The organism is Shouchella sp. JSM 1781072 (genome assembly GCF_041949915.1).
In the GTDB taxonomy this organism is placed as follows: Bacteria; Bacillota; Bacilli; order Bacillales; family Bacillaceae_D; genus Shouchella.
Map to the genome: position 1 here is coordinate 572,153 of NZ_JBHFQE010000002.1, position 25,930 is coordinate 598,082.

At 41.0% G+C, this 25,930-nt stretch carries 29 protein-coding genes; 14 read left to right on the forward strand and 15 right to left on the reverse strand.

Annotated elements, in window-relative coordinates; translation table 11 throughout:
- Nucleotides 1–26: 26 nt before the first annotated feature.
- Nucleotides 27–1,373: a hypothetical protein gene (locus tag ACE1TH_RS12475; RefSeq protein ID WP_375079155.1), complete on the reverse strand. Its 1,347-nt coding sequence runs from the start codon at nucleotides 1,371–1,373 to the stop codon at nucleotides 27–29.
- 162 nt (nucleotides 1,374–1,535) lie between these two features.
- Nucleotides 1,536–2,180 carry a hypothetical protein gene (locus ACE1TH_RS12480; RefSeq protein WP_375079156.1) on the reverse strand — a complete coding sequence of 215 codons (645 nt, stop codon included), beginning with the start codon at nucleotides 2,178–2,180 and terminating at the stop codon, nucleotides 1,536–1,538.
- A 162-nt stretch (nucleotides 2,181–2,342) separates the two neighbouring features.
- On the opposite strand from ACE1TH_RS12480, the gene ACE1TH_RS12485 reads away from it, so the two are divergent.
- Nucleotides 2,343–2,777 (forward strand): NUDIX hydrolase, encoded by a 435-nt coding sequence (locus tag ACE1TH_RS12485; RefSeq protein WP_375079157.1) that lies wholly within the window; start codon nucleotides 2,343–2,345, stop codon nucleotides 2,775–2,777.
- A 70-nt stretch (nucleotides 2,778–2,847) separates the two neighbouring features.
- Here ACE1TH_RS12485 and ACE1TH_RS12490 read toward each other — a convergent pair whose 3' ends face one another.
- The 3 genes from ACE1TH_RS12490 to ACE1TH_RS12500 form a co-directional block, all read right to left on the reverse strand.
- The gene (locus ACE1TH_RS12490; protein WP_375079158.1) at nucleotides 2,848–3,384 is read right to left on the reverse strand and encodes a hypothetical protein; all 537 of its coding nucleotides are present in this window, start codon (nucleotides 3,382–3,384) and stop codon (nucleotides 2,848–2,850) included.
- Between the two features lie 95 nt (nucleotides 3,385–3,479).
- Entirely contained in the window at nucleotides 3,480–3,836 is a 357-nt protein-coding gene (locus ACE1TH_RS12495; protein WP_375079159.1) for a hypothetical protein, read from the reverse strand.
- Nucleotides 3,837–3,912: 76 nt separating this feature from the next.
- Nucleotides 3,913–4,512, reverse strand: coding sequence for a DedA family protein (locus ACE1TH_RS12500; RefSeq protein ID WP_375079160.1), 600 nt, complete (start codon nucleotides 4,510–4,512; stop codon nucleotides 3,913–3,915).
- 313 nt (nucleotides 4,513–4,825) lie between these two features.
- Here ACE1TH_RS12500 and ACE1TH_RS12505 point away from each other — a divergent pair, with 313 nt between their 5' ends.
- Complete coding sequence (locus tag ACE1TH_RS12505; RefSeq protein WP_375079161.1) at nucleotides 4,826–5,128, forward strand: hypothetical protein; 303 nt, start codon at nucleotides 4,826–4,828, stop codon at nucleotides 5,126–5,128.
- Entirely contained in the window at nucleotides 5,128–5,430 is a 303-nt protein-coding gene (locus ACE1TH_RS12510; protein ID WP_375079162.1) for a hypothetical protein, read from the forward strand. Before ACE1TH_RS12505 ends, ACE1TH_RS12510 begins: the two co-directional genes overlap by 1 nt.
- Before the next feature lie 44 nt (nucleotides 5,431–5,474).
- Here the strand turns inward: ACE1TH_RS12510 and ACE1TH_RS12515 are convergent, their stop codons facing one another.
- Both ACE1TH_RS12515 and ACE1TH_RS12520 read right to left on the reverse strand, forming a co-directional pair.
- Complete coding sequence (locus ACE1TH_RS12515; protein WP_375079163.1) at nucleotides 5,475–5,852, reverse strand: hypothetical protein; 378 nt, start codon at nucleotides 5,850–5,852, stop codon at nucleotides 5,475–5,477.
- A 136-nt stretch (nucleotides 5,853–5,988) separates the two neighbouring features.
- The gene (locus ACE1TH_RS12520) at nucleotides 5,989–6,201 is read right to left on the reverse strand and encodes a hypothetical protein (RefSeq protein WP_099303039.1); all 213 of its coding nucleotides are present in this window, start codon (nucleotides 6,199–6,201) and stop codon (nucleotides 5,989–5,991) included.
- Nucleotides 6,202–6,343: 142 nt separating this feature from the next.
- Here ACE1TH_RS12520 and ACE1TH_RS12525 point away from each other — a divergent pair, with 142 nt between their 5' ends.
- From ACE1TH_RS12525 to ACE1TH_RS12535, 3 genes are all read left to right on the forward strand, one after another.
- Nucleotides 6,344–6,916: a TetR/AcrR family transcriptional regulator gene (locus ACE1TH_RS12525; RefSeq protein WP_375079164.1), complete on the forward strand. Its 573-nt coding sequence runs from the start codon at nucleotides 6,344–6,346 to the stop codon at nucleotides 6,914–6,916.
- Nucleotides 6,917–6,986: 70 nt separating this feature from the next.
- A complete protein-coding gene (locus ACE1TH_RS12530) occupies nucleotides 6,987–7,328 on the forward strand; it encodes a DMT family transporter (RefSeq protein WP_099303043.1) in 342 nt (113 codons plus the stop codon).
- The gene (locus tag ACE1TH_RS12535; protein WP_099303045.1) at nucleotides 7,328–7,642 is read left to right on the forward strand and encodes a DMT family transporter; all 315 of its coding nucleotides are present in this window, start codon (nucleotides 7,328–7,330) and stop codon (nucleotides 7,640–7,642) included. Before ACE1TH_RS12530 ends, ACE1TH_RS12535 begins: the two co-directional genes overlap by 1 nt.
- An 87-nt stretch (nucleotides 7,643–7,729) precedes the next feature.
- On the opposite strand, the gene ACE1TH_RS12540 is transcribed toward ACE1TH_RS12535, so the two are convergent.
- Complete coding sequence (locus ACE1TH_RS12540) at nucleotides 7,730–8,479, reverse strand: class I SAM-dependent methyltransferase (protein WP_375079165.1); 750 nt, start codon at nucleotides 8,477–8,479, stop codon at nucleotides 7,730–7,732.
- Between the two features lie 177 nt (nucleotides 8,480–8,656).
- Here ACE1TH_RS12540 and ACE1TH_RS12545 point away from each other — a divergent pair, with 177 nt between their 5' ends.
- Nucleotides 8,657–9,634: an acrylyl-CoA reductase family protein gene (locus tag ACE1TH_RS12545; RefSeq protein WP_099303049.1), complete on the forward strand. Its 978-nt coding sequence runs from the start codon at nucleotides 8,657–8,659 to the stop codon at nucleotides 9,632–9,634.
- Between the two features lie 22 nt (nucleotides 9,635–9,656).
- On the opposite strand, the gene ACE1TH_RS12550 is transcribed toward ACE1TH_RS12545, so the two are convergent.
- Genes ACE1TH_RS12550 through ACE1TH_RS12560 form a run of 3 tightly spaced genes read right to left on the reverse strand, consistent with a single transcriptional unit; the run spans nucleotide 9,657 to nucleotide 10,874 of the window.
- Nucleotides 9,657–10,175: a hypothetical protein gene (locus ACE1TH_RS12550; protein ID WP_375079166.1), complete on the reverse strand. Its 519-nt coding sequence runs from the start codon at nucleotides 10,173–10,175 to the stop codon at nucleotides 9,657–9,659.
- Nucleotides 10,172–10,387, reverse strand: a complete 216-nt coding sequence (locus tag ACE1TH_RS12555; protein WP_099303053.1) for a helix-turn-helix domain-containing protein — start codon at nucleotides 10,385–10,387, stop codon at nucleotides 10,172–10,174. Before ACE1TH_RS12555 ends, ACE1TH_RS12550 begins: the two co-directional genes overlap by 4 nt.
- A gap of 10 nt (nucleotides 10,388–10,397) precedes the next feature.
- Nucleotides 10,398–10,874, reverse strand: coding sequence for a DUF2975 domain-containing protein (locus ACE1TH_RS12560; protein ID WP_176554385.1), 477 nt, complete (start codon nucleotides 10,872–10,874; stop codon nucleotides 10,398–10,400).
- Nucleotides 10,875–11,074: 200 nt separating this feature from the next.
- Here ACE1TH_RS12560 and ACE1TH_RS12565 point away from each other — a divergent pair, with 200 nt between their 5' ends.
- The 5 genes from ACE1TH_RS12565 to ACE1TH_RS12585 all read left to right on the forward strand — a co-directional run bounded on the left by ACE1TH_RS12565 (nucleotide 11,075) and on the right by ACE1TH_RS12585 (nucleotide 18,122).
- Nucleotides 11,075–11,257 carry a hypothetical protein gene (locus tag ACE1TH_RS12565; protein WP_099303057.1) on the forward strand — a complete coding sequence of 61 codons (183 nt, stop codon included), beginning with the start codon at nucleotides 11,075–11,077 and terminating at the stop codon, nucleotides 11,255–11,257.
- 439 nt (nucleotides 11,258–11,696) lie between these two features.
- Nucleotides 11,697–14,768, forward strand: coding sequence for an isoleucine--tRNA ligase (gene ileS / locus ACE1TH_RS12570; RefSeq protein ID WP_099303061.1), 3,072 nt, complete (start codon nucleotides 11,697–11,699; stop codon nucleotides 14,766–14,768).
- 420 nt (nucleotides 14,769–15,188) lie between these two features.
- The gene (locus ACE1TH_RS12575; RefSeq protein ID WP_099303063.1) at nucleotides 15,189–16,037 is read left to right on the forward strand and encodes an aldo/keto reductase; all 849 of its coding nucleotides are present in this window, start codon (nucleotides 15,189–15,191) and stop codon (nucleotides 16,035–16,037) included.
- 261 nt (nucleotides 16,038–16,298) lie between these two features.
- Nucleotides 16,299–17,378, forward strand: coding sequence for an AI-2E family transporter (locus ACE1TH_RS12580; RefSeq protein WP_255224498.1), 1,080 nt, complete (start codon nucleotides 16,299–16,301; stop codon nucleotides 17,376–17,378).
- Nucleotides 17,379–17,564: 186 nt separating this feature from the next.
- A complete protein-coding gene (locus ACE1TH_RS12585; protein WP_099303067.1) occupies nucleotides 17,565–18,122 on the forward strand; it encodes a DUF2179 domain-containing protein in 558 nt (185 codons plus the stop codon).
- A 68-nt stretch (nucleotides 18,123–18,190) separates the two neighbouring features.
- Here ACE1TH_RS12585 and ACE1TH_RS12590 read toward each other — a convergent pair whose 3' ends face one another.
- Genes ACE1TH_RS12590 through hutI form a run of 4 tightly spaced genes read right to left on the reverse strand, consistent with a single transcriptional unit; the run spans nucleotide 18,191 to nucleotide 23,737 of the window.
- On the reverse strand, nucleotides 18,191–19,504 hold the full coding sequence (locus ACE1TH_RS12590; protein ID WP_255224497.1) for an amidohydrolase family protein: 1,314 nt from the start codon (nucleotides 19,502–19,504) through the stop codon (nucleotides 18,191–18,193).
- Entirely contained in the window at nucleotides 19,501–20,760 is a 1,260-nt protein-coding gene (locus tag ACE1TH_RS12595) for a M20 family metallo-hydrolase (RefSeq protein ID WP_375079167.1), read from the reverse strand. Before ACE1TH_RS12595 ends, ACE1TH_RS12590 begins: the two co-directional genes overlap by 4 nt.
- Nucleotides 20,757–22,436: a urocanate hydratase gene (hutU, locus tag ACE1TH_RS12600; RefSeq protein ID WP_375079168.1), complete on the reverse strand. Its 1,680-nt coding sequence runs from the start codon at nucleotides 22,434–22,436 to the stop codon at nucleotides 20,757–20,759. The genes ACE1TH_RS12595 and hutU overlap by 4 nt, the downstream gene beginning before the upstream one ends.
- Nucleotides 22,437–22,456: 20 nt before the next feature.
- Nucleotides 22,457–23,737, reverse strand: coding sequence for an imidazolonepropionase (hutI, locus tag ACE1TH_RS12605; protein WP_375079169.1), 1,281 nt, complete (start codon nucleotides 23,735–23,737; stop codon nucleotides 22,457–22,459).
- A 184-nt stretch (nucleotides 23,738–23,921) separates the two neighbouring features.
- On the opposite strand from hutI, the gene ACE1TH_RS12610 reads away from it, so the two are divergent.
- Nucleotides 23,922–24,890 (forward strand): LacI family DNA-binding transcriptional regulator, encoded by a 969-nt coding sequence (locus ACE1TH_RS12610; RefSeq protein ID WP_176554386.1) that lies wholly within the window; start codon nucleotides 23,922–23,924, stop codon nucleotides 24,888–24,890.
- Nucleotides 24,891–24,965: 75 nt separating this feature from the next.
- A complete protein-coding gene (locus ACE1TH_RS12615; protein WP_375079170.1) occupies nucleotides 24,966–25,883 on the forward strand; it encodes an ABC transporter permease in 918 nt (305 codons plus the stop codon).
- Nucleotides 25,884–25,930: the final 47 nt, after the last annotated feature.

The window sequence follows — 25,930 nt, forward strand, 5'->3', positions numbered from 1 at the left end:
CGGTTCACCGCTTTTATCATGTAATCCTAAATATCAATACTAATTGATATCGTTGTTGATAATGCTGGCTGGACAACCAATGTTTGAATCGCGAAAACCGCAAGAATACGTGTACCGAGAATAATGTTTTGATTTGGTTCCACAGTCGTTTCAATAATCTGTCCCTCAACCACGGAACCTAATAATGCAAATAAGGCACCGCTTCCCGGAATCAATTCAAATGTGTACTGATCCGTTGTCGACCGATATAAACCAAAGAAAAAATTCCCATTGTACGGCGTTGCATTCTCAATGATTGCAGAATAATAAGCTGAATTTAGAAAACTATTCCGTGCCGCAACAAATGAATTGCGGACTAACGATTCATTTCCACCAGCTAACGAGATTGTTTGGGGAAGCCCGTCATCCGAAACACCTGGCTGTTCAAGTGAGTTTGAATTACCTAATCCAATAAATTGAAGTTCACTATTGTCACCTGGCGCTGTAAGTGGGCCGCCTGACGATACTAAAAGCAAAGCACCTGGACCCGTTGCTCCTGTTATTCCTGTGCTTCCGGCTATCCCTGTTGCTCCTGTTGTTCCTGTGTTTCCTGCTATCCCAGTTGCTCCTGTTATTCCCGTGTTTCCGGCTATCCCTGTTGCTCCTGTTATCCCCGTGCTTCCTGCTATACCCGTTGCTCCTGTTATCCCCGTGTTTCCCGCTATACCCGTTGCTCCTGTTATCCCTGTGTTTCCCGCTATACCCGTTGCTCCTGTTGTTCCTGTGCTTCCTGCTACACCCGTTGCTCCTGTTGTTCCTGTTATCCCCGTGTTTCCTGCTATCCCTGTTGCTCCTGTTGTTCCTGTGCTTCCTGCTACACCCGTTGCTCCTGTTATTCCTGTGTTTCCTGCTGTACCCGTTGCTCCTGTTGTTCCTGTGTTTCCTGCTATCCCAGTTGCTCCTGTTATTCCCGTGCTTCCTGCTATCCCAGTTGCTCCTGTTATCCCTGTGTTTCCTGCTATACCCGTTGCGCCTGTTATTCCCGTGCTTCCGGCTATACCCGTTGCTCCTGTTATCCCTGTGTTTCCTGCTACACCCGTTGCTCCTGTTATCCCCGTGCTTCCTGCTATCCCCGTGTTTCCGGCTATACCCGTTGCTCCTGTTGTTCCTGTGTTTCCGGCTATACCCGTTGCTCCTGTTGTTCCTGTGTTTCCCGCTATACCCGTTGCTCCTGTTTCTCCTGTGCTTCCTGTTGGTCCAATTGGTCCTCTTGCTCCTGTTTCAGCGGTTGGACAAACATAGGATGGCTTTCGATTTTGTAGATTACGATCAAAGTATTGAATCGGAGAACAACCACAATTTATTTTGCTATTCTTACATCGCTTGCACGACAATTCCTTCACTCCTTTTGAGTCTTTAGAATCAATCTATGCGTTTATCATAAAATTTCTACAGATCAAGAACCAAATTTAAGATTATTCAAACGAACCATCTGTTTTTTACAAATCATGCAAAGAAAAAAAGCGGCAACCATAGTTGGTTCGCCGCTTTTTCACTTACTCTAATTGACTTGATTCAAACACCATTTCCCATTCATCGTCCATGGAAAAGACCACAACAAACTCTTCCCATTCGGTGGTTAAAGTCCAAGTACCTATTGCCTCCAAATCAAGGGATGCCCCATTTGATGATATGGATGAATGACTATTCAGCTCTTCCCATTCCAAATTAGGTACTGATCCACTTAAATAAGAATTTTCTTCAGACACATCTGTAAAAGCTGCCACTGTGGATGAACCGACCTCTGCGTCCGTATCGTAAGCGAAGCTAATATGTTTATTAATATTGTCGTAGTCAACGTCTGGGTTAAAACTGTCCCCAGATTCGTAGGCAAATGTATAGGTTTCTGTAGCAGTGCCCGATTCTGCTATTCCGGCAGGCTCACTTTCTTCAGCATGCCAATTTTCTTCATGAATCATCGCATCCATTAAATGTGCTTGATCCTCCAAAACATCTAAAAACTCCTCAAACGTTAAATCGGTATCCGCAGAAGTTTCTACTTCTTCTACTGTGTATTTCACGCCATATTCCTCTTCAAGCTGCGCTAGATGTTGCTCCAATTCATCCACTGATCCACTGCTACATCCTGACATCATTACCATCGCCGCAAAACCACTAGACATCCAAATAAATTTTCTCAAAACAACCTCCATTAAAAAAGATGGTAATTTTCAGATACCCTTTATTTACATAAATAAACATATGTAGAATCAAAAGGAATTTTTAGACTTTTACAATAACCTCTTTTTATTTTAGCTGCTTTATAGTATGCTATTCCTTGTTTATAAATGGGAGGGATTATAGTGAAACGAGTTGATGTAGTCTATTCGTTGCTTCTAGATGAAACAAAGAAACAAGTACTCATGGTCTATAATGTTAGTGGAAGATGGTCTCTACCAGGCGGTGCCGTTGAGCAAGGCGAACATTTAAAAGAAGCAGCTACCCGTGAAGCAAAAGAAGAAACGGGCTTATCCGTTACAGTCGATGACCTCGTCGCAGTGAACGAAGCCTTTTTCACTGAAAAAGGCCATCACGCTGTATTCTTCACGTTTGCTGCACAAATTGTAAAGGGTACCCCCGCTATTCAAGATGAAGAGGAAATCTCCAAAGTTGAGTGGGTTGATTTTGCTACAGCAAACGAACGCATGCCATATTATAAAGACGGGATCGACAAGTTGCTTCAATCTGCTGCTCCCTATACGTTGCAGAAAGAACACGAAGCAGTAAAAAAGCGCTAAAACAAAACGTTTCAGCGTTTTTCCATCGTCAATCGCGCGGAATGAATTTACATATAAGGTAGCGATATCGCTAGCCGACGTTCGATGCACACCAATAGGTATGAACAAGGACAGTTAATAAAATTCGGTCAATCATGCGATCATCTAGCATGTTGATGACAATTTTTCTATTGAAAAACATCCCGCTCGTAAACGTTTCTCCTAACCATCCACCATTAAAGTAAATGTCTGCTTTAGAACGATTGTGAAAACGTATATCTACGTTTTTCTCAACATCCTGATTTGTTAGTCGTACTTCAAGTCGGTGATGAGATGGAATGACAGTCCTCGGCATAAACACCTCACCGATACATTCTCCATTCTTTTCAATTGCCCAATGTTGACCGTTGCGAAAACTTTCTTTCGTTTGCCTAATCGTATATTGGCCTCTTGCGTCTTCTATTGTGAGATAGACATTACTCGTTGCTACACGAGGTCTTGAAGTAGCGGCGTCTTGGGTTTCAGGAAACCAGCGATACTTTTTGGCGATAACACGGCCTGCTTCTTTTACCTTTCTTGATCCTGTCGAAGCATAAAACAAAGGACGTGGATACTCCATTACAATCATCTGTTTCCCTCCTATTACACATATATGTACCCCCACGCTAGATTGCTTACACGCAAAAAAAGCTCCCTTAGCGGAAGCTCTAAATCATTGATTTGCTATGCGTTCATTCCAATCTTTTTCCACTGTGGGAATGTGGAGCACATGAGATTTACTACACCCCCTGTACTGGCAACGGCCTCCCGCATGCTAATAATTGATAGAAGCTCTTCTTTTCGACTTCTACGTTCTACTTCTGTTTCATCATGCGGGAAAGCTCCAATATAGTAGTGGCTTATACCTTCATACAGTGAAACGTGCTTCGCTTCTTCCATTTCGCTTTCTAGATGCAATAGCCAACCTTCTTTACTTTTTACAGGTTGGACAAAATATAAATCAAATGATTTGAAATTCCCTTGCAATCGATCGATCGGGTTTCCTTGTCTATCATCAAATCTACCAACATCAATTAACATTCAGCCTCGCCTCCGATTCTGCTTTTCTTTTTAGTATTTACGAAGTTTCTTATTTTCATACGTAAAAACCAGCACATTAGCCCGTGTGCTGGTTTGCCTTCTTATGTTTCAGAAGTAAATAGATAATAAAGATGATCACTAAACCGATGCCAAACGGAAGCAAATACTGACTTACCACTCCTTTTACTTCTGTCCAGTTTTCACCGAGCTGAACACCAAAATAAACATAGAAAAACGTGATCGGAGCCATTGCGAGAAACGTATAGAGTGAGAAAATCCATGGATTCATTTTCGCCATCCCACAAGGCACAGAAATTAAGGTTCGAACGCCTGGCAAAAACCGTGCGGTAAACGCAACAAATGCACCGTGTGATTCAAAAAAACGATCCGCTTTCTCTAAATGATCGGCGCTCATGAAAAGATATTTTCCATATTTTAAAAGTAATGGTCTCCCACCGAACCTCCCTACACAATATAGCGTTAGTGGCCCGACAACACCACCTACAGAACCTGCTGCAACTACTCCCCAAAACAACATGTCCCCTTCCGAAACCCAAAAACCAGCAAGTGGCAACACTACCTCTGCCGGAATAAATTCGATAGAAAGTGCCATAAATATGCCCAAATAAGATAAGTCTTTAAACCAATTCATCATATCTAGCAATAACTGTTCCATTTTATCCCTACCTACTCCATTTTATGCCTTCATTCCTCATCTTCTATATAGCAAGAAAAGCCTGTCTAAATCTATACTTTCAGTAATCTTCCACGAGTTTTCCGATATCTTAGCAGAGCTTTCTACAACTATATGCAGTTATAGGGTAATCATGAGTAGAAGCGCACGATTAAAAATAGGAAATTCAATTGAATCATATAACCATTTTGTTACATTATAGGTATTTTGAGTTATCTTGAAAGTTTTAGTTTACATATAGTATCTCGTAAGCAGACGAATACAAGTTTTCGCTTAGAGAGAGGGAGTTTTCAGTATGGCGATTGCACTTCCAATTCCAGGATTAGGACAAGTAACGATTTTAGTCGCTGAGGGAGACCTTGTGACGTTTGAATGCCCACAAATAAATGATCAGGCAGATTCTCTTTTACAACTTCGACCGGGAAGCTTAATTAGAGTGACATGTCCTTCTGGTGGTCAAGTTTTATGCGTGTATTTAACAAATTTTGCTGATTTGAACCTCATTAATATAATTGAACAGATTCTTGATTTAAGTATTGAAAATGTTGTACCTGAGACAGAAATTACGACAATTATTGCGTCAGGAGTTGAGGAATAATGGGTTTTAATTATTATGATGATGGAGTAGGCTTTGTTCGAGTTATAACAATGCCAAATGATGTTGTCGTCGTCAGCTGTCCACTTCATCAAAATCTTTTTAACGTAACTGTGCCACCTAATACCCGATATCGTATTACCAACTGTGGGTTCGGAGCAACTCAATTTGTTGTTTTTTTAGAATATATGGAAGGTCCACTCGACACAATCGAAATTAGAAGACGTGTAAATGCATTACCTATTACAGAATATTTCGGTAACGCAAGGAGAATCAATTTTACTGGCCCGGTTGAGGATGATTAATTCCACACAAAAACAGTCTTGCTTTTAGCGAGACTGTTTTCTTCTTATACACCCACGTGTTGTTTCAAAAATGAAAGGGCTTCTTCTGTATTTATGAAATGCGTTTCCGTATTATGCTTTGCTTCTTTAGCCGTTCGTTTTAACTGCAGTTTTGCGACATTGCTCTTTACAACGACCGCCGCTTGGACCATTCCTCTTCTCATTAACCATTCTTGGTGCGCAACGATTGCTTTTTGCGTCTCTGGTTTGAAAACCACAACATCTCTCATATTCACAATTAGGTGAAATCGGTTAAATTTATGTGTTTGCACGAGTTGATTAATTTCTTCATTTGCTTGATTAATGGCTTCTGGTGTTAAGTTTGATTCCCATTTGACGCCAATAATTCTGTGTTCTTTATCTTCTAATGTAACTTGATACATGTTTTTCCTCCTCGTATTCGCAGTAATGACATATACCACACTTAGAAGGTTATGAAACTTTTGAACCACGTCTATAGATACAAATAAAAAATCTTGTTAAGCTACAATTCAAGCAACTCAACAAGATTTCTCACAGTTATTTATTCTCTTTTTCAATTTCAACATGTGTTACATTCGATGAACGAACGAGAATTTCATGTTCATCAGTTGTTCCAAATGAAACGAAGCAATTATTTGCAAGCGCCTCATCAATCGATCGAGATACTTTTTTTCCACTTTCTTCAACTCTTGTTTCTTCAACAATTGGGGTTTCACGCCCAGTAACAAATACTTTTATTTTATGTGACAATTTATTTCCCTCCAAATCTTTCTTACTTCTCTTCTTCCCGATCTTTTTCGCTTTAACACATGAATTTTTAAGGTGAATTGACTTTTTTCTTCCAACCAGCTAAAATATGAATGACAGTCAGTCATTTAAGGATGTGTGTGAATTGGAAAAACGCGAGAGAATTATTACAGCAGCTATCGAAGCGTTTGGTGAAAAAGGGGTAGAGAAAACAACGATTTCCGATATTGTCAAACGAGCCAATATTGCTCAAGGAACTTATTATTTGTATTTCCCTTCGAAACTTTCTGTTATGCCCGATATTGCGGCTGTGTTTGTCGATTACCTTATGACCGAGTTAACAAATAACGTGACGTCATCTTCTTTTAAACAACAGTTAATCGAAATCGTCGACACCGTCTTTCGAACAACAGACGAGCACAAGAAACTTGCCGTCTTAATCTACTCTGGTTTGACGCAATCTGAACACCTTCAACAATGGGAAACGATTTATGCCCCGTTATACGATTGGCTTTCGGAACGACTGGAAACAGCAAAACAAGCTGGGACCATTCGACAGACCGTTCAAGCTGATTACACAGCTCGAATCATTGTTGGTTCCATTGAGTCAACAGCAGAACAGCTCTATTTATACAATCAAGAAGAAGATGCAAAAGCAAACGAACACAAGCAAGAGTTGATTCAATTTCTATCTTATGCTCTTGGTGCAAGTGATTAACATCGCTTGCTTTCTTTTCACACCGAAAATGACTGAATGTCATTCATTAACTAGATAGGAGAGAAACTAAATGAATAAAGGCTGGATTTTTGTCATCCTGACAAGTTTATTCGAATTGTTTTGGGTTTTCGGTTTTAATGTTGCTTCTACTTGGTGGCATTGGTTACTAATCGTCCTCATTATTATCGTTGATTTTTACTTTTTGGCTAAAGCCTGTGAAACGCTTCCAACAGGAACCGTTTACGCCATTTTCGCAGCTGCTGGAACCGTAGGAACAGCTTTGATGGACATTTATATTTTTGAAGGATCGTTTAGTTTAGTGAAAGGGTTCTTTATGAGCATGCTTGTTTTTGGCGTGATCTTATTAAAGCTGTCTGATAACGGAGCTACACAAGAGGAGGTTGCTTCATAATGGGTTGGTTTTTCGTATTTCTTGCTGCATGTTTTGAAATTGCTGGTGTTGTTGGGCTTAAATCTTTTAGTCAAAGTAAATCTTTTAAAAACGCGCTACTCTTCTTTGGCGGTTTTGGTCTTGCATTCGTGTTCTTATATTTATCTTTTCTTTACTTGCAAGTAAGTGTTGCTTACGCTGTTTGGATTGGTATTGGTACCGCCGCAGCTGTGCTAATTAATATGATCTTTTTTGGAGAATCAAAAAGTCCCACTCGCATCATTAGTTTAATTATTATAATTGTAGGTGTCACAGGCCTTAAAGCTGTCTCATAAAAAGAGCAAAGGAAAAAGAATATGAACAGAATGAAAAGACGAACGATCCAATTTTGGATTTTACGTCTTTTCATTTTTTCATCTAAATTAGCGTAAGGAGGATCCGAGATTACGGGCTTTTATAATGAGAAACATTGGCCTACGAAGCTCATCTTTGTATGCGGGATGTTGTTCAAGCAGTTTCGGATCCGGCTTTGGTTCTTCGACTCTTTCAATCGCAAAGCCAGCAAACAGTAATTCATTTATATAAGTGGAAAGCGTACGATGATATTTTACGACATCTTCAGTTAAAAACGCCGTTGAGCGTATGCACTCATCTTGATAATGATCCAGTGGCCAGTGGCTTATTTCGCCGTTCGCACGATAGATCCAGTCTTGTTCTGCTCTTGCAGTAAAGATCGGGTGCTCAACAGAAAAAAGTAACTCTCCATTTGCGACCAGTAATTCTTTCACCTTATCCACAAAGCCTTTGTAATCGTTCACATAGTGAAGCGCTAAAGAACTAAAGATAAAATCAAACGAGCTTGGCTTGAAAGAGACCTCTTCAATTGCTCCTTGTACAAAATTAATTTCTTTTGCGGATGTCATCTGTCTTGCTTTTTGAATCATGTTTTCGGAGAGATCTACGCCGGTAACGTGGGTTGCTCCTTGTTCATTAAAATAACGTGAGTGCCAACCAAACCCACATCCTAAATCTAATACTTGTTTGTCTTTAAGTTTTGGTACTAGTTCCTTTACTATATGCCATTCCCCTGCGCCTTCTAGTCCATTTAAAGAACGAGGCATCTGACTATACGCTTTGTAAAAGTTAGGGTCATCGTATTTATTTTGTCTCATAAAATAGCCTCCTAAAATTGTTTTCTTCTTAGGAGGATTTCTTCTCCGACGGACCAACCGTATCTCCTCCATTAGATTGTCTCATTTTATCGTACTGAAAATGGGCAGGCAAGTTCGTTGACTTCCCCTCCCCCCGCCTTCTACCATAGGAAGACAATGAATTGGAAGGAGATCGTTATGACATTTAATGCATTCGTACTACGCAAAGAAGATATGCTCGAAGGCCATGTTGAACAGTGGGATTTAGAGGAACTAATTGAAGGTGACGTCCTGATTGACGTTGCGTATTCAAGCGTGAACTACAAAGATGCAATGGTTGTGAAACAAGGCAATCTTGCGGAACACTCTCCACTCATTCCTGGAATTGATTTAGCAGGTACGGTTGTTGAGTCAAAAGATAGCCGCTTTACAGAGGGACAAGAAGTCATCGCAACAAGTTATAAAATCGGAACCGGTCACCATGGTGGATATGCGGAATATGCCCGTATCCCTGGCAACTGGATTGTTCCGCTTCCAGAAGGGCTGACACTTCGAGAAGCGATGGTGTTAGGAACGGCTGGCTTAACTGCAGCACTTTCTATTAATAAGCTTGAACAAAATGGCTTACACCCTGATCACGGAAAAGTTGTCGTACCAGGCGCAACCGGTGGTGTTGGCAGTCTGTCTGTTGAAATGTTAGCCAAGCTTGGCTATCACGTTGTTGCTGGCACAAATAAATTGGAAGCACACGACTGGTTAAAACAACTTGGTGCATCAGAAATTGTTAGCAGAGAAGACCTAGAAGAAGAGGAAAAAGCCCCTATCCGACAAGGAGAATGGGCTGCAGCAATTGATGCTGTTGGTGGGAAAACAACGTCTTACCTTCTCACAACACTCAAACGAGGTGGATCGATTGCCTCAAGCGGACTTACAGGCGGAATTGAAGTGGAAACGACGGTCATGCCATTTATCGGTCGCGGTATTAATTGGCTCGGCATCGACTCAGTCACTTGCTCCATGGAAGAACGGACTCACGCTTGGGAACGATTAGCAAGTGATTTAAAACCTTCTTTCTCTGACGAAGCTGTTCATGAAGTGACGCTTGATGAGCTAGACGAGGTACTTACCCAAGTCGTCGAAGGCAATGTTACTGGCCGAACAATTGTAAGACTATAATCCTTTACAAAAAGAGAGCGACTCAGTCGCTCTCTTTTTTACTTCGATAGCTGACTACATAGAGGTTGGTTACCCACGCGACCAAACTAACAACAATGATTAGTAGGAGCGCAATTTCCCAATGAAACAACGCCTCTCCGGTTCGCTCCGTTGGACTGAAAAACAGTACTAGAGAAAAAATGAGAATAAGTAAATAAAAACTACTGCCGATAAACGCCATTCGAATTGGTTGTGCCCCTCTATAGCCACGGTTCATAATCCCCCATGCCAACACACTCATAATGGTTCCAAATGCCATTGCAAACAGCGGACTCACGGCAAAATCAATCCAAACCGGTATGTATAACAAAACAACCGTAATCGTTAAGAGACTTGCATTAACCGCAAAAGTAAACAAACCCGCCTTCCAGGCATGTTGGAACCACTTTTGATTTCTTAAAAAATGAGCATAGAGATGATCTTCCAACATGTTTAAAAATGGCTTGGTAAAAAGAAGAAAAATGAGCACCCCCACTGAACCGATAAGTAAGATCATGCTCATTCAATCCCCTCCTTTTCATATTCCAAAATATCGCCAGGTTGGCATTCAAGCACATCGCATATCGCTTCGAGCGTTGAGAATCGAACCGCTTTTGCTTTCCCATTTTTCAAAATTGATAGATTCGCCATCGTCACACCAACACGCTCTGAAAGTTCCGTCATACTCATTTTTCGCTTTGCCAGCATTACATCTAGTCGAATGATTATTGCCATGCCTCACACCTCAAATCGTCAAGTCATTTTCAGATTTTAGGCGTACTGCTGAACGCAATAACTCTTGTAAAACCGATGCAAAGAACACAATGACAACCGTTATGAGCATGATGGTAAGCACAATCAGAACAAAACCAATATGTATCGCATCTAGCGCAAATAAGCTCATTAAGCCAACGCCGTACAGAATAATGATCGCCACAGCACAAAATTTAATATTGCCTAACGTTTTAATGGCCCAATCCGAAAATACATAATCATTTTCAATCAAACTTAACAATTGAAACGCTTGTTGCAAGGCGAATAAAAACGGAACAAGCGTCATATATACACCTGCTAAAACCGGAATTCGAAGGTAAGCAAAACTTGGGTTATCAAGAGCAATATAGCGCGAGAGTGGTGGTAAGACCCAAATACAACAAATAATCACGAGCACACCTATGCTAATCGTGACACCTTTTAAAAATAAAACTCTCCCTCGTTGCATAACACACCTCAGTACACTTTTTTTATCATTGTATAACATGAATTTATCGTTTATCAATAAAAAACACGAGAATCATCTAACATTTTCCCCGATCCTTCTCTATTCTGCAACCGATTTTGTTTGAAATCGTATATGGGAAATGAAGGAGGGCTAGGATGACGTACATCTGAGGAATCATTGAGATCAGAAAGGAGGTTATCATGAAGGTACTAACTGGGGTCATCAGCCTTATCTTTGCTTTTGCCTTTATTACCTACTTGTATGGGTTAAAACAAATTTATTCTGCTATGTATTCGCCTCTCCTGTTCACGTTTCCAGTCATCTTATTAGCGATTGCTAGTTACCTCCTCTATCATTCTTATATAGAAGAGTTAAAAAAATGAATTTTCTAATCATTTTTTGTATCGTTTGCTTTTTTTGGGACTATACTTAGAAGAAACCCACTGTCCTAGGTGAAAATGTTGATTTGACATTCCTCGCTCTGCTCTTTATACTAGGAATAATTCTAATAATTGATTCGATGACGAGACCGAGTACGATTGAATTCTTATCTACAGAGAGTTGACAGATATGCTGAAAGTCAACGTTAAGACCTTTCTGAAAATCTTCTCCGAGAAGCAAAGCTGAACCTCTTTTTTAAGCTTTGCCGGCTTCCTACCGATATGAAGGACGCGTATGTTGGTACGTAGTGATGATGACACGTTTTTAAACCACTACTTCTGTATGGTTTTTTCTTATGTCTACTGTTGAGTGAAGTACACCTCGATCCTGCGACCTGGATGGAGGTTTTTTTAATTTTATAAAGAAAAGGTGATGGCGCAAATGAGCGAAACGGCAAATGTTCGTGAGCAACGTGTACGCAAGCGTTGGGAAAATGACAACACATTTAAACAATCGATTGAAAAGCGCGAAGGAAAAGAGACATACGTCTTTTATGAAGGTCCTCCTACTGCAAATGGTATGCCGCACGCAGGCCACGCGTTAGGACGTACGATGAAAGATTTCGTTGCCCGCTACAAGACAATGTCTGGGTATCAAGTGTTACGGAAAGCTGGCTGGGATACACACGGGTTACCAGTAGAATTAGAAGTCCAAAAGCAGCTTGATTTAAAAGGAAAAGACGAGATTAAAGCGTATGGTGTTGAAGCGTTTATTGAGAAATGTAAAGAAAGTGTCTTTACGTATGAGCGTGAATGGCGTCAATTTACAGAAGCACTCGGTTACTGGGTCGATATGGATGATCCGTATGTGACGCTGCAAAACCCATACATCGAATCCGTCTGGAACATTCTTTCAACGATCCACCGCAACGATATGCTTTATAAAGGACATCGTGTCGTACCATATTGCCCAAACTGTGAAACATCACTGAGTTCTCACGAAGTCGCACAAGGCTATAAAGACGTTACTGATTTATCAGCGACTGCAAAGTTTCGAATTGATGGCACTGAAAATGAATACCTTCTTGGCTGGACAACAACGCCTTGGACATTACCTGCTAACGTTGCCATTGCTGTTAATCCAGAAATGACCTATGTAAAAGTGGAGCAAGATGGTGAAGTCTACGTTGTTGCCGAAGCATTAGCCGAAAAGCTACTAGGTGAATCGCCAAACGTTGTCGCTACACTTCAAGGTTCTGAACTTGTTGGTACAACATACAGCCCACCATTTGATTTTCTAACATTAAATAGAGGCCATGAAGTGATTGGCGCATCGTTTGTTACAGATTCAAGCGGTACAGGTCTCGTGCATATGGCTCCAGCTCATGGTGACGATGACTACAATGCCATCCGCGAATCTGGCCTAGACTTTGTAAATGTTGTTGATTCAAAAGGTCGTTACACGGATGAAATTGGTCCACTTGCTGGCCGTTTTGTAAAAGATTGTGACGTTGATATTGTCAAAATGCTCGCCCATAACGGACGCTTATTCTCTAAAGAAAAGTACGAGCATAGCTACCCACACTGCTGGCGTTGTGACAGTCCCCTTCTTTATTACGCAATGGAAGGTTGGTTCATCGAAACAACAAAAATGAAAGACCAGTTGATTGCGAATAACCAAGAAGTGGATTGGCACCCAAGCCATATGCGTGATGGACGATTTGGAAAGTTCCTTGAGAATGTTGTCGATTGGAATATCGGGCGTAACCGTTTCTGGGGTACACCACTTAACGTTTGGGAATGCGAGGCTTGCGATAAGCAAGAAGCCCCTGCTTCTATCGCAGAACTACGTGAGCGCGCAGACCAAGATTTAGCTGAAGATGTTGAACTTCATAAACCTTATGTTGACGGGATTACCTTTACGTGTGAATGTGGCGGGACGATGCACCGCACAAGCGAAGTCATTGATGTTTGGTTTGATAGTGGCTCCATGCCGTTCGCTCAATATCACTATCCATTTGAGAATGAAGAGCTCATGAACAAACAGTTCCCTGCTGATGTCGTCATTGAAGGCGTCGATCAGACACGTGGTTGGTTCTACAGCTTACTTGCGGTGTCTACACTATTTACAGGTAAAGCACCTTATAAACGTGTCCTTTCTCTCGGCCACATCTTAGATGAAAACGGACAGAAAATGTCTAAGAGTAAAGGAAATGCTTTAAATCCAGTAGAGTTAATTGAAGAATTTGGAGCAGATAGCTTACGTTGGGCGTTACTTGCCGATAGCGCGCCTTGGAATAACAAACGTTTCTCGAAGAAAACCGTTAGCCAAACAAAATCGAAAGTATTAGATACACTTGCAAATGTGCATTCTTTCTATAAAATGTATGCAGACATCGATGGCTTTGATCCAAACACAGTCGAAAGTGGCACGCAAACAAAACTGGATGAGTGGGTTATTTCTCGACTCAATACAGTGATTGCTGAAGTGACTCAAAGCTTAGACGCATACGATGTCACAAAGGGCGCACGTACAATTGCTTCATTCTTAGATGAAATTAGTAACTGGTACATCCGTCGTTCACGTGCACGTTTCTGGGCTAGTGGAATGGATGCGGACAAACGTGCTGCTTTCCATACACTGTATGAAGTCATCACAAAAACAACGCAGTTAATGGCCCCATTCGCTCCATTCTTATCTGACGAAGTGTATTATGACTTAGCCGGAAACAGCGTTCATCTAACGGACTATCCAACAGCTGACTCCACTAAAGTGAACGTTTCTCTTGAAGAAGAAATGGATGCAGTCCGACAAGTGGTTGAATTAACACGATCAATCCGTAACCAAACGAGCTTAAAAACGAAGCAACCTCTTGCACAATTAGCGGTTGTACCAGTCAAGCAATCGGCTGATCTTGAAGCGTATAAAGGCATTATTGCAGAAGAAACAAATGTCAAAGCAATTCTGCTTGATGCGAATCAAGACCAATACGTGTCGCAACAAGTAAAGCTGAATTTCCCTGTCGCTGGACCCAAACTCGGAAAATCGGTTGGCCTTGTTCAAAAGATGATTGCTCAGTTTGGTGACACCCAAACTCAACAATTCCTTGATGCTGGCAAAATGGTGTTAAATTTGGACAACGATCAAGTTGTTGAAATTGAAAAAGAAGACGTTCTTGTTGAAAAGAACCCATTACCAGGCTTTGAATTTGCTGAAGGCGATGACTATCTTGTTGTACTTGATACAAATGTCACTAAAGAGCTGAAAGAAGAAGGATTTGTTCGCGAAGTCATTCGTGCGGTTCAAGTCTATCGTAAAGAACTAGATCTTCCAGTTGAAAAACGCGTGCATTTAACCATTCATGCTTCTGAGCAAGTTCAAGACATCTTACAACGCTTTGAAAGCTTTATGAAGAATCACGTACTGATTGACCAGCTTTCATTTGCGAAAACAGACGACATGAAATCGTTCGATGTAGAAGGCGAAACCGTTTCGTTAAGCATTGAAAAATAAAGCGAAAACCCTTTGGACATAAAAAGTTCAAAGGGTTTTTTTAGGTAGACATCACATTTCATCTTGCGAAAATGACGTAAGTTCAACTTAAAATGGCGCACGCTTTCACCACAGGCACAAGCGCGACATCCGTTTGCGCTTTCCCTCGCAGTGTCTTCTTTGCCATGGGCACGGCCTCAACCATTTCGCAAAAAGCGCTTCATTGTCTTCGGACACGTGCTGTTCCCATAGGAGTCGTCGCCATTTAATAAGACGAATGCTTTAAAAGATATTTCTATTATTATTTGTAAAATGACGATTACTTTTCATGAGAAAATTCATTCAAATACCTGAGATTTTTCTTCCTAATCGCAATATTCTCATTAGACGTCCCTATAATCAAATGCTAGACTAAGATTAATACGAGATAGGAGTGATAGAATGGTAGATTCAATTCCAACACGCACGTTACATGACGGATTACTCGTTCCTTCCATTGGTTATGGTACAGCTCAACTCAAAGGCCATGCTTGTGTTCATGGCATTCAAAGCGCCATTGACGTTGGCTACCACTTGATCGATTCAGCCTTTAATTATGAGAATGAAGGTGCTGTCGGGGAAGCCATTCGTCGTAGTTCCGTTCCACGCGAACATCTGCGCATTACCTCTAAGCTTCCTGGCCGACACCATGCTTACGGCAAAGCCATTGAGACCATTCAAGAATCCTTGCTTCGAACAGGGCTTGATTATTTTGACCTCTATTTGATTCACTGGCCCAACCCAAAACAGGGGTTATTTGTAGAAGCGTGGCAAGCACTGATTGATGCAAAACGTTGGGGTCTAATTCGCTCTATTGGGGTTAGTAACTTTTTACCTGAACACCTTGATCAAATTATTAACGAAACAGGTGTGACACCGAGTATAAATCAGATTGAGCTTCACCCTTATTTTTCTCAAGAAGAACAGAGAGCCTACGATAAAAAATTAGGGATCGTTACGCAAAGTTGGAGTCCGCTCGGCCGCCTTCGTTCCGACAGTGTATATAGCGACCATACAATTGATGACATCGCAAATTCCTATGGAAAATCTAAAGCGCAAATTATTTTACGCTGGCAAATTCAGTTAGGAGCTCTTCCACTTGTCCGTTCCTCAAATGTGTCGAGACAATTTGAAAACCTTTCGATCTTTGATTTTGAACTGGATCAAAAGGCTATGGACAAAATTAGCAGCCTCACTCGAGTAGACGGTCGAATTGACAATCAAAACCCAAATGAATACGAGGAATTTTAATCCTTCACATTGAATTGCTCTTTCTCACCTGTTTCACGACAGGTGTTTTTTTCATGCATCTAAGACAATAGCTTGTAAAAGTCATTCTACATATATGTTCCGTATTCCTTGCTTATCACATTACGTTACCATGTATACTTCAGGTCTAGAAAAGCAAGAATGTAGTAAAATAATGATAGTAACAAATCTGTCAGATTTTCCGTTTCTATTCGCGCTATAATAGATATGAACGATCTTACTATATCAGGAGTGTTCCCCTTCATGCTTAATAAACTATGGTTTCAACTAGGGATTGGTATTCTTCTACTTATTCTTATTGTAAAGAATTTAGTAGAAATCCAATGGCTGTTTGAACCAATTCTCATTGTAGTGACAACCATCTTAATACCTGTACTACTAGCTGGCCTTTTATTTTATATCACAGAGCCTTTACAAAAACGATTAATGACACGAATGCCTCAATGGGCAAGTGCGTTAAGTATTTTAGTGCTTGTAGGAGCGGTTTTATTTGTTGGGTCCATGTTCATTTTAGACCCTCTTATTGATGAGGCAAACAAGCTAATTCAAAATGCCCCAGTTATTTTTCAACAGCTGGAACAATTCGTCATGCATTATCTTAATGATAACGGCAATGTACCGTTTGATTTTGAAGAGACAATTGGTTCATTACTTGATTCCATTGAAGACATCATTATCGTAGGGTCAGGATACATTATTTCCTTTTTAAGCGGTGCGGTTACAACCATTTTAACGTTAATTCTTGTCCCGTTTTTCTTTTTCTTTATGTTAAAAGATCACCATCGATTTGCCCCAGCAATTGTGCAATATTTTCAAGGTGAGACTAAAAAATGGGTAGCAAAGCTTTTAAATGAAGTTGATTTTGCATTAAAAAGTTATGTGCAAGGACAAGTACTAGCCGCGCTCATTTTGGCAATATTATTATTCATCGGCTATACGATCGTTGGATTAGAATATGCATTATTGCTTGCTTTGCTAGCTTTTCTTTTAAACATGATTCCGTTTTTAGGTCCTTGGCTTGCATTCTTTCCTGCTTTTATCATTGCACTTATTCAAGACCCAGTCTTGGCTATCTGGATATCCGTCATTACGTTAGCGGTGCAACAAGCAGAAAGCAATTTGATTACACCTAATATTATGGGCAAAAAATTAAGTGTGCATCCACTTACGGTTATTACTCTAGTTCTTGCGGCAGGAAATATTGCAGGATTCATCGGGATGATTATTGCAATTCCTACCTACGCCGTTGCAAAAGTAATCATCACCAATATCTATGAAATGCGGAAAAACATTAAGAAAGAAATCTTTAAAGATGTCACGTAAGTAGTAAGCGAGGGGCCTAACACGACTCTCGCTTTTTCTTATTGATTCGACAAACACTGGCTTCATTCCCTATTTTTTATTCCCCCGGAAATAATCCTTCAAATCGTGTCGATTTCTCCTTAATTTTCCTCTTCATGCATAATTTTTTTTTCACACTCACACACTATTTTTGCGAGGTGAAAAAAGATGCTTTTACAACCTATGCTCATTTTAGGCGCACAATTGCTTTATGTCCCACTAGTAGTATTACGAACATTAATGATGGTGAAAGGTGAAAAAGAGAGATCCGCATTGTTTGCAACTCTTGAAGGTGCCGTTCATGTCATTTCACTATCGATTGTGTTTAGTGACCTCTCAAATTATCTCAACATGGTCGCTTATTCCATTGGCTTTGGGCTTGGTATGTACCTCGGCTCCATCGTGGAAGAACGACTGGCGATTGGCTATGTGTCACTTCAAGTGAACACTTCCTTCCATCAGAAACCACTTATCGATCGCCTGCGAGACGCGGATTTCAGTGTAGCACTAACAACAGTCGAAGGGATTGAATCGATCAGAGTCCGTCTCGATTGCACAGCTAGAAGAGATCGAGAGCACGAATTTTTAGCCATAGTCAACGAATGCGACCCTGACGCATTTGTTGTCTCCTTTGAAACTCGAAATTTTCAAGGTGGCTATATAAAAAAGAAAGCACCCAAAAAACGATTATTTCGGCGAGAAACCCAGCCCGTTGTAGAAGAATAAAACAACTAGATGTTAACTCAAAAAAGCGTAAACGTTTGGATCTTCCTCCAACGTTTACGCTTTTTTATTCAATCCCATTTTTTAAATAATTGATCGATTTTCTTTCCGATTGTGTTTTCAGAAACCGTTTTTAATGTTCCGTTTGAAACGACTGTCTTGCCAGCAACAACAACGTCAGAGATCGCTGTTGGTTGCATCGAATAAACGACATTTGCAAAAAGCTCTCGTTTTGGAGCAAGAGACAAGTCGTTCATTTTTAAGGATACAAAATCTGCTTTTTTGCCGATTGCAAGCTCTCCGGTATTTACTCTTAATAAGTCTGCTCCAGTTTTCGTACCCATGTCAAAGACCTGTTTAGCAGTGACGCACGTACCATCTAACTTATTCACTTTTTGAAGCAACGAACACATTCGCATTTCTTCAAACACACTTATTCGGTTATTGCTACAGGCTCCGTCACTTCCAAGGCTAACACGTACACCTGATTGAACAAGGTCAGGGATATTGGTAATCCCATCAGATAAAAACATATTGCTAGATGGACAATACGCGAGACCGATTTTTCTCTTTCCTAGTAGCTCAATTTCTGTTTTATCTAGCCATACAAGATGGATCGCAATCATGCTGTCGTCTACAACACCTAGAGAATCGAGATAATGAACAGGTCTTTTGTTGTATTTCTCGAGCATCTCCTCTACTTCAAACATCTCTTCTGACACATGAATATGAAAAGGGGTTTGCAGTTCTTTAGCTAGCTTATGCCCAGCTTGAATCATTTCCGGAGAAGCAGCATGAGGACTATGAGGAGCTGGATGGATATCCACCATCGAGTGACCTTGGTATTTAATTGCTAGCTCCCTTGTTCGATTAACTGCATCTGAAACGGTTTCTTGATAACTTTTTGGCGCACCACCCCAATCGTACATCGTTCTTGCAAAAACCAGTCTAATCCCTACATCATTCGCCGCTTGAATAACCGCTTCGTCTGTTTGGGTTCCCTGATTATGAACGTAGAAAAAATCGCTTACTGTGGTAGCACCATACTTCAGCATCTCTCCGAAGGCAAAAAGAGCTCCTGTGTAAATCGCTTCTTCATCAAGGTACGGAGTATATTTATAAAGAGCTTGATCACGCCATTCAAGAAAAGGACGATCAACTGCAATTCCTCTCAAAAGGCTTTGAAACGAATGATTATGTGCGTTTATTGTTCCAGGAAGAATGGCTTTATCTAGCCAGTCCACTTCCAGAACACCTTTATACGTTTCTTTTAGCGCACGCGTTGGACCAATGTCAACAATCTTATCTTCATCGATCAAAAGCGAATACGCTTGTTTAAATGTGTCCTCCACATAAACGGAACCTGCATGGTATAGCTGTTTCACCTTTCTCCCCCTCCCTCATCAAGGCTAAATAACGTACGTAAAAACACGTTTGCTACATGTTCAATATCATCCATTGAACTCTCTTCTTCAGGACAATGACTTTTTCCATCAAGGCTCGGCACAAAAATCATTCCTGATGGCGTTAACGAAGCCATATGAGCGGCATCATGACCAGCCATACTACCCAACCGTATTGAGGATCGTCCGGCCTGTTTCGCTTCTCGTTCTATCACAGTAATTACATGATCGCTCATTGGTACAGGTTCCTGATCTAGCATGGTTTCTGATTCAATTTGAACATCTGACCGTTGTTCCAACTGACCTTTTTTTGTTTCAAATTCCTTCCGCACAGCTTGAATATCCGCTTCTGTTTCCCCACGAATTTCAACAGAAAGGCTGACTTCACCAGGTATGATATTCGTTGCATTCGGATGAACATGCAGTTGTCCAACCGTCCCAACGAGTTCTTCCTTAGGATAGCGGGTACAAATTTCTTTCAAAGAAGTAATCAATTCCGCTGCCGCTACAAGGGCATCTGTGCGATCGATCATGACGGTCGTCCCTGCATGATTCGATTCCCCTTTTACCGTAATGTGTTCACGGTAAATCCCCGTAATGGCAGTAACCACTCCTACTGGCACCCCTGCATGCAAAAGACGTTTTCCTTGCTCTATATGCACTTCGAGATATGCTGCAAAATCATTCACGTTTCGTAAACAATCATCAAAATGTTGCGGATCTCCACCAGCTCGTGCGAGAGCATCGACAAGCCGTGTTCCATTTGAATCTTGGACACCATCTAAATCGTTCTTCGTCAATTTCCCAGAAATCGCTCTACTTCCGAAAGTGGATAAACCGAATGGATTGGGCTCTTCTGCACTAAAAGAAACCAATTCGAAAGGATGATTCGTTTCGATTTCATTTTCATCAAGTGTTCGCAACACTTCCAATGCCATCAAGACACCAAGAGCACCATCATATTTTCCACCGTTCGGAACTGTGTCAATATGTGATCCGAACACAATGCTTTTCTGCTGTTTCCCTGCTCGTCTCGCCCATATATTTGCAGCTTCATCTGTATAAACGTCTAGCGATAGTTGATCTAATTGCTGCTTTAACCACTGTCTTGCTTGTAATTCTGCTTCCGTAAACGTCGTTCGATCTAAACCCCCGTCCTGATTCACACCAAACTGACCGAGTTCAAGAATAGAAGCTTCTAGTCGTGCACGATTTATTTTTATCGATGTTTGTTTCATATGTCGCTCCCTTGCTGCATGGGAATATGGACACCTTTCGCTTTGGCTACTTCACTTGCCCGCTCATAACCTGCATCAACATGGCGCACAATCCCCATACCTGGATCAGAAACGAGCACGCGTTCAATTCGTTCCTTCGCTGCTTGCGTTCCATCTGCGACAAGCACTTGACCAGCATGGAGTGAATACCCCATCCCTACGCCACCACCATGATGTACGCTAACCCAACTTGCTCCACCAGCCGTGTTAATTAACGCATTTAAAATAGGCCAATCTGCCACAGCGTCACTCCCGTCTTTCATTCCTTCTGTTTCTCGATTTGGCGACGCCACTGACCCACAATCAAGATGATCACGACCAAAAACAATCGGTGCATCTAGTTCACCGCTTGCAACCATTTCATTGACTCGTAGGGCAAAGCGGTCTCGATCCCCATAACCAAGCCAACAGATTCGAGCAGGTAACCCTTGCCACTTCACCATTTTTTGCGCCATTTCAATCCAGTTGACGAGTCCTTCATCATCACGAAACATGTCCATTGCGAGTTGATCCATTTTATAAATATCTTCTGGATTCCCAGAAAGTGCAGCCCACCTAAATGGTCCCTTTCCTTCACAAAACAACGGTCGAATATAGGCTGGAACAAATCCCGGAAAATCGAACGCATGATCAACTCCAGCTTGTCTTGCATAGGCCCGGATATTATTTCCGTAATCAAACGTTTCCGCTCCTGCTTTTTGCAAATCGAGCATTGCCTGAACATGGACGCCCATCGCTTGAATCGAGCGCTTCTCATATCCTTTTGGATCATTTTTCCGCAAATGACTCGCCTCTTGTACCGATAATCCATTAGGAATATAGCCATTGATTGGGTCATGGGCACTGGTTTGGTCGGTAACAAAGTCAGGTGTAACCCCTTTGCGCACCAACTCAGGGAGAATATCTGCACAGTTTCCAACGAGTCCGATAGACGCTGGTTCTCTCTTAGTTGTATACGTATCCACCAATTTCAGTGCTTCATCCAAATCCTCAACGAGAAAATCACAGTAACCTTCTTTAATCTTACGCTCGATTCGAGCTTTATCTACTTCCACAACGAGAATGACGGCTTTGGCCATTTTTCCTGCTAGCGGTTGAGCACCACTCATCCCACCCATTCCACCTGTTACAATAAAGCGTCCGGATAAATCTGAGCTACCAAATGCTTTTTTCCCGGCTTCAATAAAGCTTAAATACGTTCCTTGTAAAATTCCCTGTGCGCCAATATAAATCCAGCTACCAGCAGTCATCTGGCCATACATCATTAATCCTTTATCCTCTAATTCATAAAAGTGATCCCACGTTGCCCACGCTGGAACAAGGTTCGAATTAGCGATTAAGATTCTCGGTGCAGCTTCATGGGTACGAAACATCCCTACTGGCTTTCCGGATTGAATTAGCAACGTTTCATCATTTTCTAATTCTTTTAGCGATGCGATAATCTGGTCAAAACTATCCCAATCACGAGCAGCTTTCCCTATACCTCCATAAACAACCAAATTCTCTGGTTCTTCCGCTACCTCTGCATCTAAATTATTTAACAACATCCGCATCGCAGCTTCTTGCGCCCACCCTTTGCATTGCATTTCCTTTCCACGAGGGGCTTGAATTGCTTGTCGAGCTGTTTGTTTTTCCATAGGAACTGCCTCCTAATCGTTTAAATGACGACTCCATTGTTGACGACGAGTTTTCCTGCTTTGAACACTTTATCGACCATATTAACGCCTATATGATATTGTAAATACGTATAATTTGGTGCATTCCAAAAAACAAGGTCTGCCTGCTTTCCCACTTCAAGACTTCCCACACGCTGCTCTTCACCAATCGCACTAGCCGCATTCATTGTTGAAGCGGTGATTACTTCTTTAGGCGTCATTCCCATTGTTAAACATGCTAAATTCATCACAAATGGCATCGATTCTGTTGGGCTTGATCCAGGATTTCGATCTGTCGACAAGGCGACCGCCATACCTGCTTCTATCATTTTCCGTGCATTTGCTGGCGACTCCATTAAAAAGAATGCTGTTGCTGGGAGTAAGACCCCTACTACATCTGCAGCAGCCATTTTTTCAATCCCTTCATTCGATGCCTTCAACAAGTGATCAGCTGAAATCGCGCCTACCTCAGCCGCTAGTTCTGCCCCACCGTAAGATACAATTTCATCTGCATGAATCTTTGGAATCAGTCCATATTTTTTTCCAGCTTCTAAAATACGTTTCGATTGCGCTGGCGTGAACACTCCTTTTTCACAAAAAACATCGTTAAACTTAGCCAACTTTTCTGAAGCAATCGCTGGAATCATTTCATTGACGAGGATATCAACAAACCGGTCACTGTCCTCTTTAAACTCTTTTGGAACAGCGTGGGCACCCATAAACGTTGAGACAATGGTAATCGGGTGAGTTTGATTCAAATAAGCCGCCACCTGTAATTGCTTCCGTTCGTGTTCAAGCGTTAACCCATAGCCACTTTTTGCTTCAATGGTTGTAACCCCATGACGTAAAAACGTATCGAGCCTTTCTTTACTTTGCGCAATTAACGCTTCCTCTGTTGCTGCCGCCGTTGCTGAGGTTGTTCGATGAATTCCACCACCGGCATTCATAATATCCATATAAGCCGCACCTTTTAGACGCATTTCAAATTCATCTTCTCGACTCCCTCCAAATACAAGGTGAGTATGAGGATCGACAAGCCCAGGTGTAACAAGATGCTGACTCGCATCAATGGAAGTTACTAGCTTCGTTTGTCCGTGGTCACATACCGCTTTCCAAACGTCCTGATCAGAGCCTATTTTTTTAATAACACCATTTTCAATCCAGATGCCTCCATCTTTAATCACTTGAAGATTGTCTTCCATCTCTCGGCCTTTTAACGCCCGTGACGAATTATTTGTGACAAGTTGCTTCACATGGCGAATCACAATTCGATTCGAATTCAATGTAAACTCCCCCTTAGAACAATGAAGCCTTATTGTTCACCTACTATACAGTAACGTTTCGCTATAAAAACTTGATATCCTCTAACTCAACATTTTTTATAAAAAAGTTATTGACGGTCTCAATCGGTAATTATATAATTCAAAATGTTAACGTTATCATTTTGGGTCAGGATGGATGATTTTTATGGCAAACATGAAAGAAGTCGCTAAGGTTGCTGGTGTTTCTACAATAACAGTCTCAAGAGTGATTAATACTCCCGAACTCGTCAAAGAGAAAACGAGAGAAAAAGTTTTAAAAGTTATAGGTGAGTTACAGTACCAAGGAAATCAAGCTGCTAAAGCACTCGTTACGAAGAAAACGAGAGTCGTACATATTTTTATCTCGCAAGACATACAATTGACCAACCCATTTGCTATGCATTTTCTTGCTGGTGTCAGTGACGAGTTAAGCAAACAACATTATTCTTTTTTAGTTCGCAGGGAATGGGATTATCCTTATAAATGCGATGGGGTCATCGCCATGAGTGTGACAGCGGACCAAGAAACACTACTCGATGAAAAGTTTGATGTTCCGACTGTTCTTTTTGGACACTCCTTTCCCACTTATGATTGGGTAGATGTGAATAATTACCAAGGCGCTTACGAAATGGTAGAGTATTTAATAAAACTCGGACATAAAGAGATTGGTTTAATTGTCATAAATGAAAATAGGCAATTTGTCTCTGATCGAATTAATGGCTATAAGCAAGCATTATTAGATTATGAGCTTCCATTCTCCTCTGACAAAATCGAATTTGCTGAGAACAAAGAAGACGTTGGTTATATCAAGACAATTGAATTATTTGAGCGCACACAAATGACAGCCTTATTTTGTATGAGTGATGAACTCGCACTGGGAGCTATTCGAGCGGCACGACTTTTAAAGAAAAATGTACCGCATGATTTATCAATTACAGGCTTTGACGGCTTAGGGTATGAGCTATTAACTGATCCAAAAATTACAACCATTCATCAACCTGTCTATGAGGTTGGCAAAGAACTAGCAAATATACTTGTTCAGCGAATTGAACAACCTAATTTAACCTTAGTTCAAAAGATGATCAGCCCAGCCTTGAAAGTAAATAATTCTGTATTTCAAGTTATTCAATCTTGAAATGAGAATTATACCCAAAAATGATAACGTTAACATTTATTTGAAAGCGCTTTTATAAAAGGGGGGTTTATTCATTTGAAAGCCAAAACGAGTTTGCTAAAACGTTATAAGCAACAGTTGCCTTTACAGCTTATGGTCATACCAGGTGTTATTTTTATGTTGATTTTCACGTACATTCCTATTTATGGAATTGTTGTTGCTTTTAAAAGCTTTTCTGTCACAGATACAATTGCTTCTGCACCGTGGGTAGGTCTTGATAATTTCCGAATCGCCTTTAGTGACCCCTTCTTTTGGAGTGCAGTTCGCAACACGCTTGCTATAAGCTTTTTAAAACTCCTTATCGGTTTCACAGCACCTATCATCTTAGCAATCTTAATATTTGAATTAAAAGCCGGCTTATTTAAACGATCCGTCCAAACCATTTCATACTTGCCTCATTTCTTATCTTGGATTGTTGTCGGTGGAATGTTAACAAGCTGGCTTTCAACAACAGGTCTTTTAAACAGTTTCTTAATTACTATCGGTTTATTGGATGAACCAAGAAATTTTCTTGTTGAACCTCAGAGTTACTGGATGATTGCCGTGTTGTCAGATGTCTGGAAAAGTGTAGGTTGGGGGACTATTATCTACCTTGCCACAATGGCAAGTATTGATCCAACATACTATGAAGCTGCAAAGATAGACGGGGCTACCAAACTCCAACAAATATGGCATATCACGCTTCCGTTAATGTCTTTCATTATTGCACTTATGTTTGTATTAGCTGTTGGCGGACTTCTTGGATCAAATCTTGATCAAACATTGGTATTAATTAATCCATTAAATGCATCGAGAGCAGAAGTCATTGATTCTTACGTCTATAAAATTGGACTTGTACAAGGTGATTTCTCCTATGCAACAGCAGTCGGCTTAGCCATATCCGTCATTTCGTTAATTCTCGTTATCATCACCCACAAAATCACGAAGAAGCTCAACAATCGTTCGATCTTCTAAAAGGAGTGTGCTATGGCTGTTCTTCAACCAAAATCAAGTTTACCACC